Consider the following 16,515-nt stretch of genomic DNA (forward strand, 5'->3'; position numbering starts at 1 on the left):
GTTCGACGACCGGTCACGGGAAGCCCCGTGGCCCGGACGGGACCGTACCGTCCGGGCCACGGGAGTGCGGGGGCGAGGTCAGGCCGCCGTCAGCCGGTCGGCCAGCACGGACCGGTGGATCTCCTCCGCCCGGACCGCGACGGTCGACAGCAGTGTGCTGGTGAGCCCGTGGGTGTGCTCGGTGCCGCCCTGGAGGTAGATGCCCGCGGTGACGTCCGGCACCGTCTCGACGCGGTGGTCCCGGCCCACTCTAATCTCGTCCCCGTCGTCCTTGAGGCGCAGTTTGGCCGCGTCGCCGAGGAGCGCCGCCAGGTCCCGGGGCCGGTAGCCGGTGGCGAGCACCAGCACGTCGGCGGGCAGCACCCGCCGCTCGCCGGTGGGCAGGAACTCGACGGCGACGCCGAGTCCGCCGTCGGCGACTGGCGGGCCCGTACCCTGGGCGCGGAGCGCGCAGGCGGCCCGGTCCTGGTCGACCTGGAGGGCCACGGCCGGGAGGAGGAAATCGCGGGCGACGCCGACCTGTCCCGTACGGTCGGCTGGTTCACCAGCGTGGTCCCGGTACGGCTCGACCCGGGCGAGGCCGGCCCGGACGCCCTCGCGGGCGGGGCCGCGCTGGACGGGGCGGTGGCCCGGATCCGGGAGCACCTCACCGACCTCCCCACGGCCGGTATCGGGCACGGCCTGCTGCGTCACCTCAACCCGGTGACCGGTCCGCTCCTCGCTGAACTCGGCGACCCGCAGATCGAGTTCAACTACATGGGCCGCTTCGACCGGCCGGCCGCCGCTGACTGGTCCTACGCCGCAGAGGAGTCCGCCGCCGACCTCGACGCCGACCCGGGCATGCCGATGTCCCGCGCGCTCACTCTCAACGCCCTCGCCGAGGACCGCCCCGAGGGGCCGGAACTCAGCGCCCACTGGGCGTACGCGGCCGAACTCCTCACCGAGGACGCGGTACGGGCGCTGGCCGAGACCTGGTTCCGCGCGCTGGAGGCGCTGGTAGTCCGCGCGGACGAACCGAACGGACCGACCGAACCCACCGAACAGACCGAAAGGCAGGGACCCGCTGACATGAGCAACCCGTTCGAGAACCCAGACGGCCTCTACTCCGTCCTCGTCAACGACGAGGGCCGGCACAGCCTGTGGCCCGACTTCGTGGACGTCCCGGCGGGCTCGACGGTCGTCCACGGCCCGGCGGGCCGCCAGGAGTGCCTGGACCCCATCGAGACCCGCTGGACGGACCTGCGGCCGAGGAGCCTCGTCGACGGATCCCGACAGACTGCGAGAAAGACGGAAAGGGGGGTGGGGGCCGGTCCCGGCCCCACCCCCCTTTCCGTTGCGCGCTACGACGCCGGGTTCTCGACCTTCGTGGCGGCCTTGCCGTCCACGGCCGCGGCCAGCTGCGGCACCAGGCGGTCCAGGACGTAGGGGATGCTCAGCGCGGTCGACAGGGACACCGCGTTGCCGTAGTCGCTGCTCTCCTTGATGTAGACCTCACGGCCCTGCTTCACCACGTTCAGATCGCCGTGGATCGGGTCACTGTGCGGCTTGGTGACCGACGTGGTGGTGTCCGGCGCGATCCGTACGGCCACGTCCTGGTCGAGCAGGTGGTAGCGCTCCTTGCTGATCTGGGCGCCGAACTGCTGGGCGTCGGTCTTCGGCGCGGCAGCCGCCCGCGTCACCCGGTTCAGGACGGCCGCGCCGTGCGATCCGCACCGGTCATTTGCGGGTCGCCTCGATGACGTTCATTCCGGGCGGTCCCTCGACGACCCCGTCGAGCACCCAGTCGGCCCGTTCCAGGAGTTCTCGATAGTCGGTGAGGGTGCGTTCGCGGGCGCCAGGGTAGAGGGCCATCATCACCAGGTCGGACCAGCTCTGCGCCGGCCGCGGCAGGCCGTCCTCCGGCAGCAGGTCCTCAAAGATCCGCAGGCGGGTCCCTGCGGGGGCCGTCCGTCTGATCGCGCCGAGTATCCCGGCCACGGCGTCGTCGTCCCAGTCGTGCAGCACTCGGGAGAGCAGATACATGTCGGCCGGCGGCGGCGTGTCGAACAGGTTCCCGCTCTGCACCGTGCACCGGGCGAGGACGCCCTGTTCCTCCAGGAACGCCTCGGCGTGCTCGCGCACCAGCGGCTGGTCCACCAGGATCCCGCGTGCTCCCGGCTCCTCCTGGAGCACGGCCGCGATCAGCGCGCCGAACCCGCCCCCGATGTCGGCGACAGTTTCGCCGACAGGCCAGTCCAGCAGGGGCACACACGGCAGGGACAGCAGCCGGGCCTGCTCCGCCATGGCCTCGCCGAACACCTGCTGCTCTCGCGGGCGGGTCGTCAGATGGTCCCAGAACCCGGTGCCGAGCACGGACTCGGTGGCCGGCCTGCCTGTCCTGATCGTCTCGGTCAGACCGTGCGCGACGTCCAGTATTCCGAACGTCGCGAAGGTCGCCCGCAACGACATCGGATGCCGGCCGCACAGCAGTCGGCCGCGCCGTGTCAGCCCCACTTCGTCGTTCTCGGGCGTGTAGGTGAACAGCGCGTGCCCGGCCAGTAGCCGTACCACCCGCCGCAGCGCGTCCTCGTCGGCGCCGACCTCGGCCGCGAGGGGCCCGACACGGCGTGGCGAGTCCGCCAACAGGTCGGGGACTCCGAGGCGGGCGACGGCACAGACGCAGTGGACGGCGATCCCCTGCTGGTAGAGGTCAAAAAGCGCAGCGACCTCGGACACTGACTCGTCCGTCATCTCTTCGGCTCCCGCCGCTCGTCCGTCGTCGAATCGGCTCCTGGCTAACCACTGAGCATGTCCGTCGTCGGCTGCCCAGGGCTGCTGGGTGACTCCGTCGCGCTCTTCTCGGGCAGCAGCCGTTCGCTCATCAGCACGACGAAGGCCGCCAGGTTCAGCAGTCCGCCGAGCAGGAAGAGGCCGCCGGGCCCGAGGGTCGGCAGGACCAGTCCGCCGACGAAGGCGCCGACGGCGATTCCGACGTTGTACGCGGCCGAGTTCATGGCCAGGCCGATCTCGGTCCTGCCGGGGGCGACGATCAGGATGCGGCTCTGGGTGGCCGTGAAGACCGGAGCGGCGGAGAGGCCGAACAGGGCCATCATGGCGACGACCACCGCCTGTGTGGAACTGAACTGGTACATCGCGGTCAGTGCGACCGCCTGGAGCGCCACCGGCAGTGCCACGCCGACCGCGGGCATCCGGTCGACGAGGGCGCCGAGCCCCAGGACGCCGGCGACGCCCGCCGCTCCGAACACCATCAGCAGCACGCTGACCGTGTCAGTGCTGAAACCGGCGTCCTTGGTGAGGAACTCGGTGACGTAGGTGAAGGCGGCGAAGGCGCCCGTGACAGACAGCGCGGTGGTCCCCAGCACCAGGGCGAACCGGCGGCCGTCGGGCTGGGAGGCGTACGCCGAGTGTCCCTCTTCAGGGCGTGAGGTGGGCAGCAGCAGGGCGATGGTGACCAGCGACAGCAGGCCGAGACCGCTGAGCACCAGGAACGGCGTCTGCCAGTCGGTCTGCTGGCCCAGCCAGGTGCCCGTCGGTACCCCGAGCACCGTGGCGAGCGACCCGCCGACGGCCGTGACGACGACGACCCGGCCCCGTACCCGTTGCGGGAACAGACCCACCGCGACCGGCATCATCACCGCCCAGAACACGGCCTGGGCGAGGGCGATGCACACCCTCGAGGCCAGCAGGATCCAGTACGACGACGTGGCCACCGAGGCCCAGGTCGCGAGCACGAACACGGCGAGGACGACGGAGAGCAGCTGGCGCCGCGGGGTTCGGCGGGTCAGCTGGGCGAGCGGCACCGACATGAGCGCCACCGCCAGCCCGTAGCCGGTGACCAGGTATCCCACCGACGACACCGACACGTCGAAGTCGGACGCGACGAGCCCGAGCAGTCCGATCGGCAGGCTTTCGGTCGTGTTGAACACGAAGGCGGCCAACGACAGGGCGGCGACGACAGCGGCTCGCCGCCGCATGTCGAACTGAACCATACAGATGTCCCATCTCGATCCGCGGAAGAGCGGAAGGTGTGCGTTCAGCCCCAGAGTTCCGGTGCGGGCGGGCTCAGCCAGCCGTTCACACAGGGAATCGAGGGCTCGGTGTCCTCGGTCAGGATGAGATGGCCCGCGATGTCCCGGAACTCGGCGAAACCGGCCACCTGGAATGCCGCGGCCGTCGCCAGCGAACTCGCGGCGAAGCAGCCCACCATGAGGCGCAGACCGCGCTCGCGTGCCTGCTCGACGATCCGCAGCGCCGCTGTGAGGCCGCCGCACTTGTCGAGCTTGATGTTGATGCCGTCGTAGAGCTCGGCGATGCGGGGCAGGTCCTCCTCGCCGTAGAACGACTCGTCGGCGATGATCGGCACCGCGTGGGTCAGCCCGCGCAGTCCCTCCTCGTTGTCCGCGTGGACCGGCTGCTCCACCATGCGCACGTCGTGGCGGGCCAGCACTGGAAGCATCTCCTCGAGCCGACCCACGGTCCAAGCGCAGTTGACGTCGACCACCAACTGGGCGTCCGGTCGCAGCCGGCGGGTGACCTCCAGCCGTTCGATGTCGTTGTCCGACCCCAGCTTCAGTTTCAGGACACGACAGTCGGTGCTGTCCCGCAGTTCCTGCTCGAACTGCGGCGCGTCCGCCAGCGAGATGGTGACCATGTCCTCCAGCGGAACGGGCTCGGACAGACCGAGCAGGCGCCAGACGCCGGTGCCGCTCCGCTTGGCCTCGAGGTCCCACAGGGCGGCGTCGACCGCGTTCCTGGCCGGGCCGGCCGGCAGCAGCTTGAGCAGGTCCTCGCGGGTGACGCCCGCCTCGATCACCGACCGCACGGACTCCAGTTGTTCGGCCGTCGCCGCCTTCGGGTCGGCATGCGGGCTCTCGAAGAGCGTGGCCTCGCCCCGGCCCGAAAAGGAACCGTCCGACAGAGCCACCCGGATCAGAGGTGCAGAGACCACGTGATGCGCCCGCGCAAAGCTGTACGGCAGATTGAAGGGAATTTCAAGAAAAGTAACGTCCAGTTTCACGACCGCCCCAATTGTCCGGAGAATTGGAGATAGCTTTACCGGATCGCGCTGTCCGTGAACAGTCGTCCTCGAGTGGCGACCAACAGAAAGTGGACGCTACACGATCTCCCCGGGCGTCTGGAACCCGACTGATCAAGCATGGCCGAAAAGCGGCGAGGTCAGAATTCAGCCAAGGTGGCCGGTCAGTGCCCCCTTCGTCGTCCTGGCGCCAGAAAAATGCGCTCTTGACTCTGCGCTCGGAGTGCAGCAAAAATGCTGAAGTGCATCCAGGTCCGTGTGTGGCACAAGTTTGCCTGGGCAGGATCCTGAAGATGCTTTCGATCTCCGCCCACCGGCCGGATTGATCACTCCGATCCGTAAAGCGCATCCGCTCCTTTCATTCAAGATCACCCTCTGTTTTTCAGGGGGAGGTTCGGCGCACGAATTTATTTGTGCCGTCATGCCGGAAGAGCATCTCGGAAGGACGAGTGTTGTCTGTTCACAGCAGGGAAATTTGGCCGTTGCTCGGCGCGCAGCAGGGCATTTGGTTCGCTCAGTCGGCCGATCCTGCCTCCACCGCCTACAGCATCAGCGACTGCCTCGACATCCACGGCCCGGTGGATCCGGACCTCGTGCGGGCGGCGCACAGTCGGGTCGAGCAGGAGGCCCAGGCCCTGCGACTGCGGTTCGCCGCCGGTGACGAGGGTCCTGTCCAGTATCTCGACGAGTCGGCGAGCTCTGCGCTGCACTACCTGGACGTCAGCGCAGAGCAGGATCCGGTCGCCGCCGCCGAGACCTGGATGGCCGCGGACGGCACCAGGCCGGTGCGGCTGCCGGACGATCCCCTGTGCACGACCGCCCTGTTCCGCACCGCCCCCGACCACCACATCCTCTACCGCCGGGTCCACCACCTCCTGCTCGACGGCTGGAGCCTGGCGCTGCTCCACAACCGGACCGCGGCCGTCTACACCGCGCTCGCCCGGAACCGGCCGGTGGACGACACGCCTTTCCTGCCGTGGCGCACCCTGCTGGAGGACGAGACGGAGTACCGCTCCTTGCCACGCCTCGGCAGGGACCGTACGTACTGGGTGGAACGGCTTCGCGGCCACCAGGACCCCGTCCGGCTGACGCACGCGCCGGCCGCGGCCTCCCGGCCGGCCCACCGCCGCCGGGCGGCCGTCGCGCCGCGGACGCTGGGCCGCCTGCGGGAAGTGGCGGAAACCCTGGGCGTCGCCCGCCAGGATCTGCTGCTGGCGGTCACCGCGGCCTACACGGTCCGGATGACCGCCGCGCGCGAGATCGTCCTCGGGGTGCCTCTGACCGCGCGCCTGGGCAGGAACCAGCGCGACGTCCCCGGTATGACCACCAACGGCCTGCCGATCCCGCTCGCCGTGGACCCGGACGGGTCCCTCGCCGAGCTCGCCCACCGCACCCAGGCGGCCGTCCGGGAGGCCGGTCTGCACAGCCGGTACCGCAGCGAGGACCTGATCCGCGAGCTCGGTCTGATCGGCACCCGGCGCTCCCTGTGGGGGCCGGTGGTCAACATCATGGACTTCCCCTACGACCTGGGGTTCGACGGACATCCCGCGACGGTGCGCAACGTCTCCCGCACCGCGGTGGACGACCTCTCCGTGACGTTCTTCCGGACCTCGTCTCAGGACCGGATGGAGCTGCTCGTGGACGCCCATCCGGACCGTTACGGCCCCGCGGAGGTCGAAGCTCACCTGGAGCGCCTGCTGTTCCTGCTCGACTCGGCCGCCCGCGCGGACTGGCACGGCACACCCCTGTCCGAGCTGCCCCTGACGAGCCCCGCGGAGAGAGAACGGGTGCTGGCCTGGGCCCGTGGGCCGGAGTGCCCCATCGCGGACGTCTCCGTGCACGGCATGGTCGAGAAGTGGGCGGCGCGCACCCCGCAGGCCCCCGCCCTGGAATTCGAGGACAGGGTTCTGAGCTTCGCCGAGGTCAACGGACGGGCCAACCGGCTGGCCCGCAGGCTGGCCGCCGCGGGGGTGGGCGCCGGGCACCGGGTGGCGTTCGCGCTCACCCGGTCGGCGGACCTGCACGTGGCGGCCCTGGGCGTGCTCAAGACCGGCGCGGCCTTCGTACCACTGGACCCGTCCTATCCGCTGCCCCGCCTGGCCTTCATGGTGGACGACGCCAAACCGACCCTGGTGCTGCTGCACTCGGCGACGGCCCACCTCGGTCCCGCGCTCGGCACCGAGTACCTCAGGCTGGACGACCCCGAGGTGGTCCGAGAGCTGCGGGAGCTGCCGGACCACGACCTCACCGAGGACGAGACCGGCGGCTTCCGCCCCGACCAGCCGGCCTACGTCATCTACACGTCCGGTTCGACCGGTGTGCCCAAGGGCGTGGTGGTCCCCCACCGGGGAGTCGTCAACCTGACCGCGGCCTACGTCGACCGGCTGGATGCGGGACCGGGGACACGGACGCTCCAGTTCGTCTCGTCCAGCTTCGACGCGTTCGTCGGGGAGATGACCCAGTCGCTGTTCAACGGGGGCACGCTGGTGGGCGCCCCCGCGGAGCGGCTGGTGCCGGGCCCCGAACTGACCGCGCTGATCGGCGAGAAGCACATCAACGACCTCGTCCTGCCGCCCTCGGCGCTGGAGGTGATGGCGCCCGAGGACATGCCGCCCGGGGTCATCGTGTCGGTGGTCGGAGAGGCGTGCAAGCCCACCGTCGTGGAGCGCTGGGCCCCCGTCTGCCGGCTGTTCAACGGTTACGGCCCGACGGAGACGACTGTCGCCACCGCGATGAGCGAGCAGTTGGAGCCGGCACCGCCGGCCGGAATCCCGCCGATCGGCCGCCCGCTGCGCAACGTGCGCACCTACGTCCTCGACGCCCGGCTGGAGCCGGTGCCGACCGGGGCGGTGGGCCAGCTCTACGTGGCGGGGGCCGGGGTCACCGCCGGTTATCTGGGCCGCGACGACCTGACCGCCGAGCGGTTCCTGGAGGACGCTTTCGGCCCGCCGGGAGCGCGCATGTACCGCACCGGCGACCTGGCGCGGTGGACCGCCGACGGGGAGCTGGTCTTCGTCGGCCGGGACGACGATCAGGTCAAGGTGCGGGGTTTCCGGATCGAACTGGGCGAGGTCGAGACGGCCCTCGCCCGCTGTCCCGGGGTGGCCCAGGCCGCCGCCGCGGTGCACGACGGGGAGCAGGGCGACCGCCGGCTGGTCGGATACGTCGTCGCCGAACCCGGCGCCCGCCCGGACCCGGCGGGTCTGCGGCAGCGGCTGGCCGACGAGCTGCCCGCCCACCTGACACCGCATCTGGTGACCGTGGTCGACGCCCTGCCCCGCACGCTGAGCGGAAAGCTGGACCGCAAGGCCCTGCCCGCCCCCGTCGTCCCGTCGGCGGCGGCGGCGCGCCGCCGGATGCCGCGGACCGCCACGGAGGAGATCCTGGCCGGGCTGTTCGCCGAGACGCTGGGACTGCCCCAGGTCGGGATCGACGACAGCTTCTTCGACCTGGGCGGCCACTCCCTGTCGGCGACACGGCTGCGGGGCCGGGTGCGGCGGAGGCTGGGTGCGCAGGTGTCCGTTCGCGACCTGTTCGAGGCGCCGTCGGTGGCCGGCCTCGCCCGCCGCCTGCAGAAACGCTCCAAACCGGACGACGAGGTACTGGTGCCGCTGCGCCCGGCCGGGGACGAGCCGCCGCTCTTCTGTGTCCACCCGGCCAGCGGCCAGTGCTGGGGTTATCTGCGGCTCGCGGGATACCTCCCGCCGGACCTGCCCCTGTACGGACTCCAGGCACGGGCGGCCGAGCATCCGGCGCACCGAGCAGCACGGGTCGAGGAGATGGCCGCCGAGTACGTCGCAGCCGTCCGCACGGTCCAGCCGCACGGCCCGTACCGGTTGCTGGGCTGGTCCTTCGGTGGCCTGGTCGCGCACGCCATGGCGACGCTGCTCCAGTCACGGGGCGAGGAGGTCGAGTTGCTCGCGCTGCTCGACTGCTATCCCCGAACGGACACCCACATGAACGAGCCGCTGACGGAGGACGGGGCGCTGCGGGCGCTGCTCCGCTACTTCGACGTCACGGCGCTCGCCCCGCCGGACGGTCGGCTGACACCCAGGCTGGTCACCGAGGCTCTCCAGACGCACGGGGGACAGCTGCAGCACTTCGAGGAGAGCGACACGGCGTCGATGATGCGCATGTTCCAGCACACCAGCGAGCTCGCCTGCGATTTCACCCCCGGAACGTTCGACGGCGACGCGCTGTTCTTCGCCGCGGCACTCGACCGGCCCGCCGGCGCCCCCGTGCCGGACGCGTGGCGGTCCCATGTGAGCGGGCGGCTGGTGGCCCATGCCCTCGAGTCCCGGCACGACGACCTGCTCCACCCGGCCCCGCTGGAGCGGATCGCCACCGTGATCGACAACGCGCTCCGGCCGGACGACGCGCCCCGGCACCAGTCCCTGGAGGAATGATGAGGTCCGGCAACTTCCAACCCCCGGCCACGGGTACGGCGGCCGGGGCCCAGACGCCGGTGCCAGAGCCGGCGACACCATCGGCCGGGGACGGCAGGGAGGATCTGCGGGCCTCGCTGAAACGCTTACGCGTCGAGGTGAACGGCAGGCTGTTCTCCCTCAAACTCGCTCTGTGCGCCGTACTGACGGCGGCCGGGATCACGGCGGCGCTGCAACAGCCGTTGTGGCTGCGGTGCGCGGGCATCGTGCTCACCGGGTGCATGTTCGCCCACGCCGCCGAACTCCAGCACCAGACGCTGCACGGCCTGGGGTTCCGCGGACACCGGGCCAACACGGTCGCGGGGATGGCGCTGGGCGTGCCGATGCTCATCTCGTTCGCCGCGTACCGGGTCACGCATCTGCGCCACCACCGGTATCTCGGCACCCCGCTGAACCGGGAGTTCTTCGACTACGGCGACCAGTACGGCGCCGAGGAGGACCGCAACCGGCTGCGTACCGCGCTCAACTGGCTCGTGCGGTTCTCGATGCTGCACCACTACGCGCTGTTCCTGCGCAACCTGTTCAAGTCGTTGCGCGGCCGGGACTTCGAGGGCGAGACCGCCACCACCTCGCGCCGTATCCGCCGTGACCATCTCGTCGCCCTGGCCGCGCTCGTGGCGATGACCGTGCTGTCGTTCGCGCTGGACCGGCCGGTCGTCGTCCTGGTGTGGGCTCTGCCGCTCGTCCTCGTCGCGGCACCGGTGCACGCCGCGATCGAACTGCCCGAGCACTACGGGTGCGAGACGCTCGACGAGGATGCCTTCGCGAACACCAGGACCATCCGGTCGAACCGGTTCATGTACTGGTTCACCAACGGCAACAACTTCCACGTCGAGCACCATCTGCTGCCCAACCTGCCGATCGAGCGGCTTCCGGAGGCTCACGTCCTGGTGCGCGACCGGCTGCGGTACTTCCACTCCGGCTACGGCCACTTCTTCTACCGACTGCTGCGCAAGTGACCCGGAAGGCATCGGCAATGGGATCCCTCTCCCTCAGGCACGTACGGTCGGCCGCCGACCGGACGGCGGTACTGCGGCTGCGCGACTCCGTCTATGTCCACGACCAGGGACGTCTCGTCGACGCCGCGGACACCGCCGAGACGTTCGACCGGTTCGACGACCGGGCGGAATACATCCTCGGCTGCCTGGACGCGGAGCCGGTCGGCACCATCAAGGTGGTCCCGGACACGGCCGCCGGGCTGCCCTGCGACGACGTCGTGGACCTGGCCGAGATCCGTCCGGGGCACCGGCTGGTGGAGTTCGGGCACCTCATGACCCTGCCCGAGGTGCGCCACCACCGCATCGGCATGGCGCTCATGCGTGAGGCGCTGGTCCACAGCGTGCGCGAGCACCGGGTGACACGTGTCCTCGGGGACTTCTTCGCGGACGACTCCGGCGGCCTGCGGTCGTTCTACACGCAGCTCGGGTTCGTGCCGGTGGGCAGGCCCTACCCGGACACCCGCTTCCGGGGGGCTCCGCTGAGCGTGGTCGGCATGCTCGACATCGACCACGCGGTGCGGCTGGCCAGAACCCCCGAGGGACGCGCCGTGCAAGGGCTGCAGTACTTCTTCGGGGACTACGACACCTACGCAGGCGGCCTTCCGGCCCCCGCGGCAGGGAGGTGAGCCGTGCGGACACGGCGTCAGGAACTGGCGGAGGCGAAGGCCGCCCACAACCATCCGGCCTATTCGAAGATGTCGTTCGTCATGGGCTGCGGCATTCAGGGGCCCGGCCGCGGCAGCCATGTGACGGACGAACGGGGACGGTCCTTCCTCGCGCTCTTCGACCAGTACGGCAACCAGTCGTTCGGCTATGCGCACGAGCGGATCGTCGCGGCCGTCCGCGAGCAGCTGGACAGCTCGGTGCTGAACAGCACCAAGATCATGTTCGAGGAGGTGTCGATCCGCCTCGCCGAGCGCCTCTCCGAGCTCACGGACGGCGCCCTGCCCTACGCCTACTTCGCCAACGGGGGCGGCGAGAGCATCGACAACGCCCTGAAGCTGGCCCGGGCCGCCACCGGCAGGGCGAACATCGTCAGCGCCCACGGCTGCTTCCACGGCAAGACCTTCGCGACCCTCGCCGCGTCCGGCCGTCCCGAGCACCGCGCGGTGTTCGGCCCGTTTCCCGAGGCGTTCACACAGGTGCCCTTCGGTGACATCGAGGCGCTGGCAGGCGCTGTCGACGGCGGCACGGCCGCCGTACTGCTGGAGCCGGTCCAGGCGGAGGCCGGAGTGATCGTGCCGCCGCCGGACTACCTGGTGCGGGTGCGCGAGGTGTGTGACCGGGCCGGCGCCCTGCTGATCTTCGACGAGATGCAGACCGCCTTCGGCCGGTGCGGCACCTTCTTCGCCCATCAGCGGTTCGGGGTGACACCGGACCTGCTGTGCATCGGGAAGGCGTTCGGCGGGGGGATCCTGGCGCTGTCCGCCGTACTCGGCACCGCGGCGGTGTGGGAGGTCCTGAAGACCCTGCCGTCGTCCTTCGGCTCCAGCCTGGGCGGTAACCCCCTGGCGTGCCGGGTGGGGCTGGAATCCATCGCCGTCGCCTCGGCGCCCGAGTTCCTCACCGGGGTCGAGGACGCCGGGCGGGTGATCGGCGAGACGCTCGCCGCCGCGGCGGCGAACCACCCCGACCTGATCGTGGAGCACCGGGGCATCGGGATGATGCACGGCCTGGAGCTGCGGGACGAATCCCTGGTCGGACTGGTCCTCGGCCGGCTTCTCGCCGAGGGCGTGACCTCGACGTACTCGCTCTACAACACCAGGGTGCTGCGGGTGCAGCCACCGATGGTGATCTCGCCGGACGAACTCCGTCATGGTCTCGACGTCCTGCTGGGCGTGCTCGCCGAGGTGAGCGACCACCGGGGCGCGACCGGGCCGGCGGCCACGGCGGCCGGATCGCCACTGGTGCGCGAGGTCCAACTGCCCGGAGTGCGCCCCAAGGAGGCGCTGGAGGCGCTGTGGGCCGCCCCCCGGCTGCTGGACCCGTTCGCCGCGCACCCCGACGCGAAGGCCGCGGCGGCGTCCGGCCGGCACACCGACCCGGACTTCGCAGGGATGCTCGGCGAGGACCGCGTCGTCTGGGCGGACGAGACCGAGATCCGTCCCGACGGGGTGCTGCTGCGGGCCGAGCCCTGCTGGCTGTGGGACCGGCTCCAGCGCTCGGCAGTGGTACGGCCGCTCGCGGACGAGACGGGGTCGGTCGTGGAGATACGCGTCGACTGGGACACCGGCAGCGGCGCCTACGAGGACATGGTCGCCGGCCGGATCGGCTTTCTCGCCGCCCGGCGGCTTTCGGAACTCATCGCGCATGCGGAGGAACAGTGGGCATGAACCTCGCCGGACTCGCCGAACGGTACAGCGGCAACACGTCCGCCGTGGTGGTCGAGATCGACACCGCGGGCCGACGTCGTACGCTCACCCACGCCGAGCTGTACGAACTGGCCGTCACCCGGGCCGATCAGCTGCGCGCCGCCGGTGTGCTGCCCGGCCATGTGGTCGGGATCCGGGCGCACAACAGTCTGGACTGGGCCGCCTGGGATCTCGCGGTCCTCCTGTGCGGCGCCGTCCTGGAGGCGTTCCCCGACGACACCGCGCTCGACGACGTCGAGGAGTTCACGGCACGTCACGGACTGGCCCTGCTGATCACGGACGACGACGCGGCCGGTAGCCGGCCGTATGTGATCGGGCCGTCCGACGCGCCGGACGAGAAGGCGGTGCCGGTCACCGCCCGGCACGAGGAGGCCGAGGACCTGCACAGCCTCGTCTACTCCTCCGGGACCTCGGGACGGCTCAAGGGCCTGCGGATCAGCCGCAAGGGCACCGAGTACGTCATCGGCCGTTTCGTGGACGCCTTCTCCGTCACGGCCGAGGACCGGCACCTGATCTTCCTGCCGCTGTCGAACTACCAGCAGCGGCTGTCGCTGTACTGCTGCCTGTGGACCGGGGCCGACCTCGTACTGACGCCCTTCCAGCGGGTGTTCGCCGCGATCGCCGCCGAGCGGCCGACGTTCCTGATCGGCCCGCCGGTGTTCTACGACACGGCCCTGGGGCTGTACCGCAAGTCCGGCGGCGGCGCGTCGCTCGGGGACTTCCTGGGCGGGCGGATCCGCTTCCTGATCACCGGCATGGCCCCGATCCGGCGCGAGACGCTGGAGGCGTTCCGGGACGGCGGCGTGCGGCTGCTGGAGGCGTACGGCATGACCGAGTCCGGCATGATCGCCTGGAACACGGAGCATGCCCACCGGATCGGCAGCGTCGGCAGGCTCATCGACCCGGATGCCGTGACCCTGCTGTCCGACGGGGAGCTGATCATCCGTCGGCCGGCCCCGCTGAGCACGGGATACTTCGATACCGGCGGCGAGGCCGCCGACCAGACCTTCCGCTCCGACGGCTCCATCGTGACGGGTGACTACGGGAGGCTGGACGAGGACGGTTTCCTGACGCTCCTCGGCCGCAAGAAGGACGTCATCGCGCTGGGCAGCGGGCGCAAGGTGCACCCCGCGGAGATCGAGGCGTTCTTCGCCGGCGTGGAGGGGATCGCGGAGCTGCTCGTCGTCCCCACTGCGCAGTCCCAGCGGCTGGGGGCCATCGTCACCCCGTCGCCGGACGGACCGGAGACCCAGGAGGCCGTCCGCCGGCGGATCCACGAGGTCAATCAGACGCTGGAGCCCTACCAGCGGGTGATGTCGGTCGTGTTCAGCGCCCAGCCGCTGCGTTCGGACCCACGGTTCATGACCGGCAACATGAAGGTCAGCCGGCAGCGCGCCGCGGACTTCTTCACCGAGGCGCTGGCCGGGCAGAGCCCGCCGAGGGCGGCCGGCGGGCGCCCGGCATGACGGCGGCGAGCGCGGCTGGCGGGCCGCGGCACCTGTTCCTGGACGCGCAGGTGCAGTTGGGCAGTGAGCTGGCGATCCCCCGCGCCTTCATCGAGTACCAGGCGGACAACGCCCATCACCGCATGGCCGCCCATGGCCACGCGGTACGGCGTGACCGCGTCCGCGAGCGGGTGTTCGCCCTCTACCAGGACGACGACGCGGACCGGCTGGTCGCGGAGATGGACGAGGCGGGGATCGCCCTCGCCTTCATGGTGGCCCCCGACTTCTCGCACGTGGCGGACTGCGCGCTGTCCCCTCCGGAGCTCGCCCAACTGCATCACCGGGTGAGCCGGCGGCACCCGGGCCGGTTCAGGGTGTTCTGGGGGGTGGATCCGCGGGCGGGGCAGGACGGCCTCGACCTCTTCGAGCGGTGCGTCACGGAGTACGGCTTCGCGGGCCTCAAGCTCTATCCGCTGTGCGGGTACTCGCCCAGCGACCGGCGGCTGTACCCGTACTTCGAGATCTGCGCCCGCTACCGGCTGCCGGTGATCAGCCACACCGGGCCGGGCTGGGGTCCGCTCGACTTCACGTTCGGCCGGCCCCTGCTGATCGACGAGGCCGCCCGGGACTTCCCGTCGGTGGACTTCGTCCTCGGGCACGGCGGCGTCACGCACGTCGACGAGGCGTCGTACCTGTGCGCGCACCGGCCCAACGTGCACATGGACATCAGCCAGTTCCACTCCGTGCTCAGCGCGGACGGCTGGCAGCGGCACCTGAACCGGCTGTTCCGGCAGGGACTCGAACACAAGATCCTCTTCGGCACGTGCTGGCCCTCCTATCGGATGTCGGACTCGCTGGGCGGTCTCGTCAAGGAGTTCGCGGAGGGCACCGCCGTCTTCGACGGCGTGCGGCGGACGAGCAGAGAACTGATCACGAGCGGCAACGGCCTGCGCCTGCTGGCGAAGGCCTCGGGAGACGGACCGGGAGACGGACATGGACGCTGAAGCCAAGCCCCTCGACAAGAACCTGGAGCAGGACCTGATCGAGTGGGTCGTGAACTGGAACGAGGGAGAGCTGGACGGGGACGTCGACGCGGACACCGACCTGAGCTCGACGGGCCTGCTGGACTCGATGGCCCTGGTCGGACTCGTGGCGTACCTGGAGGACCGCACGGGCGCCACGTTCGACTTCGCCTCCTTCGACCCGGTCGAGGGCACGTCGATCCGCCGCCTGGTGCGGCACTGCGTGGGCTGAGGATCAGTGCTCTACGACGGCCACTGCCATGTGGCGTCCACACGGTTCATCCCCCGGCGGTTCCTGGAGGACGTCGCTCGCAACGTCCACCGCAGGCTGGAGGCGAGGGGCGAGGCTCCCTCCTTGGCGCGGATCGTCGAGGGGTACGTCACGCAGCATCAGGACCACCTGGCCGACGGGCTGGTGGCCGAGATGGACATGGCGGGTGTGGACCGGGCCGTCCTCCTGGTCCCCGACTTCGGCCTACGGATGGAGACGCCGCTGACCTGGGAGGAGATGGCCCGGGAGCACCACGCGATCCGACTGCGCCATCCCGGCCGGTTCCGGGTCTTCATGGGGGCGGACCCGCGCCGGGGCCCCGAGGGGGTACGGGGCTTCGCGCGCGTCATCGACGAGTACGGCTTCGAGGGGCTCAAGCTGTACCCGCCCTGCGGTTACTCGCCCTCGGACGAGCGCCTGTACCCGTACTACGAGATCTGCGCCGAGCGGCGGCTGCCGGTGCTCGTGCACACCGGACCCACCGCGGGCAGTCTCGACTTCGCCCCCGCTCACCCGCTGCTGATCGACCGGGCGGCCCGGCTCTTCCCCGGAGTGGACTTCATCCTGGGGCACGCGGGTCTCACGCACGTTGACGTGGCCGGCGCCCTGGCCGCGCACCGTCCGAACGTGTACCTCGACATCGGCGGCTTCGCGAGCACCCCGACGATCGACGACTGGCCGGGTCATCTGAACCGGCTGTTCCGGCTGGGCGTCAACCACAAGATCGTCTTTGGTACCGACTGGCCGCTCGGCCGGATGGCGGGCGGGCTGAAGCGTCTGGTGGCCGAGGTCCTGGAGGGCGAGAGAGTGTTCGCGGGGGTGCCCGCGCGCGAGCGCGAGCTGATCCTCCACGGCAATCTGCGGCGGCTGCTGCCGCCCGAAAGCCGGCCCCGACCGGCCCCGCCCGGGGACGGCCGAGGGTGACCC

The 16,515-nt window shown here is 70.8% G+C and carries 12 protein-coding genes and 2 pseudogenes; 9 read left to right on the forward strand and 5 right to left on the reverse strand.

Annotated features, from left to right (window positions below):
- Window positions 1-78: 78 nt before the first annotated feature.
- Window positions 79-405 (reverse strand): annotated as a pseudogene (locus AB0D59_RS41335) (L-lysine 6-monooxygenase); the annotation flags it as partial.
- Window positions 406-519: 114 nt separating this feature from the next.
- Here AB0D59_RS41335 and AB0D59_RS41340 point away from each other — a divergent pair.
- On the forward strand, window positions 520-1,425 hold the full coding sequence (locus tag AB0D59_RS41340) for an MbtH family NRPS accessory protein (RefSeq protein ID WP_362576479.1): 906 nt from the start codon (window positions 520-522) through the stop codon (window positions 1,423-1,425).
- On the opposite strand, the pseudogene AB0D59_RS41345 reads toward AB0D59_RS41340, so the two are convergent.
- The 4 genes and pseudogenes from AB0D59_RS41345 to AB0D59_RS41360 all read right to left on the reverse strand — a co-directional run.
- Window positions 1,341-1,640, reverse strand: a pseudogene (locus tag AB0D59_RS41345) (iron-siderophore ABC transporter substrate-binding protein); the annotation flags it as partial. The gene AB0D59_RS41340 and the pseudogene AB0D59_RS41345 overlap by 85 nt on opposite strands.
- A gap of 76 nt (window positions 1,641-1,716) precedes the next feature.
- A complete protein-coding gene (locus AB0D59_RS41350; protein ID WP_362576429.1) occupies window positions 1,717-2,730 on the reverse strand; it encodes a methyltransferase in 1,014 nt (337 codons plus the stop codon).
- A gap of 44 nt (window positions 2,731-2,774) precedes the next feature.
- Entirely contained in the window at window positions 2,775-3,989 is a 1,215-nt protein-coding gene (locus AB0D59_RS41355; RefSeq protein ID WP_362576430.1) for an MFS transporter, read from the reverse strand.
- A gap of 44 nt (window positions 3,990-4,033) precedes the next feature.
- Window positions 4,034-4,948: a dipeptide epimerase gene (locus AB0D59_RS41360; RefSeq protein ID WP_362576431.1), complete on the reverse strand. Its 915-nt coding sequence runs from the start codon at window positions 4,946-4,948 to the stop codon at window positions 4,034-4,036.
- A gap of 539 nt (window positions 4,949-5,487) precedes the next feature.
- Here AB0D59_RS41360 and AB0D59_RS41365 point away from each other — a divergent pair.
- The 8 genes from AB0D59_RS41365 to AB0D59_RS41400 all read left to right on the forward strand — a co-directional run bounded on the left by AB0D59_RS41365 (window position 5,488) and on the right by AB0D59_RS41400 (window position 16,512).
- Window positions 5,488-9,441, forward strand: a complete 3,954-nt coding sequence (locus tag AB0D59_RS41365; RefSeq protein WP_362576432.1) for an amino acid adenylation domain-containing protein — start codon at window positions 5,488-5,490, stop codon at window positions 9,439-9,441.
- Between the two features lie 137 nt (window positions 9,442-9,578).
- The gene (locus tag AB0D59_RS41370) at window positions 9,579-10,439 is read left to right on the forward strand and encodes a fatty acid desaturase (protein WP_362576433.1); all 861 of its coding nucleotides are present in this window, start codon (window positions 9,579-9,581) and stop codon (window positions 10,437-10,439) included.
- 17 nt (window positions 10,440-10,456) lie between these two features.
- Window positions 10,457-11,104: a GNAT family N-acetyltransferase gene (locus AB0D59_RS41375; protein ID WP_362576434.1), complete on the forward strand. Its 648-nt coding sequence runs from the start codon at window positions 10,457-10,459 to the stop codon at window positions 11,102-11,104.
- A gap of 3 nt (window positions 11,105-11,107) precedes the next feature.
- Entirely contained in the window at window positions 11,108-12,811 is a 1,704-nt protein-coding gene (locus AB0D59_RS41380; RefSeq protein WP_362576435.1) for an aminotransferase class III-fold pyridoxal phosphate-dependent enzyme, read from the forward strand.
- Window positions 12,808-14,316 carry an AMP-binding protein gene (locus AB0D59_RS41385; RefSeq protein WP_362576436.1) on the forward strand — a complete coding sequence of 503 codons (1,509 nt, stop codon included), beginning with the start codon at window positions 12,808-12,810 and terminating at the stop codon, window positions 14,314-14,316. The genes AB0D59_RS41380 and AB0D59_RS41385 overlap by 4 nt, the downstream gene beginning before the upstream one ends.
- A complete protein-coding gene (locus tag AB0D59_RS41390; protein WP_362576437.1) occupies window positions 14,313-15,299 on the forward strand; it encodes an amidohydrolase family protein in 987 nt (328 codons plus the stop codon). The genes AB0D59_RS41385 and AB0D59_RS41390 overlap by 4 nt, the downstream gene beginning before the upstream one ends.
- Window positions 15,289-15,549, forward strand: a complete 261-nt coding sequence (locus tag AB0D59_RS41395; RefSeq protein ID WP_351734061.1) for an acyl carrier protein — start codon at window positions 15,289-15,291, stop codon at window positions 15,547-15,549. Before AB0D59_RS41390 ends, AB0D59_RS41395 begins: the two co-directional genes overlap by 11 nt.
- Window positions 15,550-15,555: 6 nt before the next feature.
- Window positions 15,556-16,512 carry an amidohydrolase family protein gene (locus tag AB0D59_RS41400; RefSeq protein ID WP_362576438.1) on the forward strand — a complete coding sequence of 319 codons (957 nt, stop codon included), beginning with the start codon at window positions 15,556-15,558 and terminating at the stop codon, window positions 16,510-16,512.
- The last annotated feature ends 3 nt before the right edge of the window (window positions 16,513-16,515 follow it).

The sequence above is a fragment of the Streptomyces sp. NPDC048417 genome, assembly GCF_040651615.1.
GTDB lineage: Bacteria > Actinomycetota > Actinomycetes > Streptomycetales > Streptomycetaceae > Streptomyces.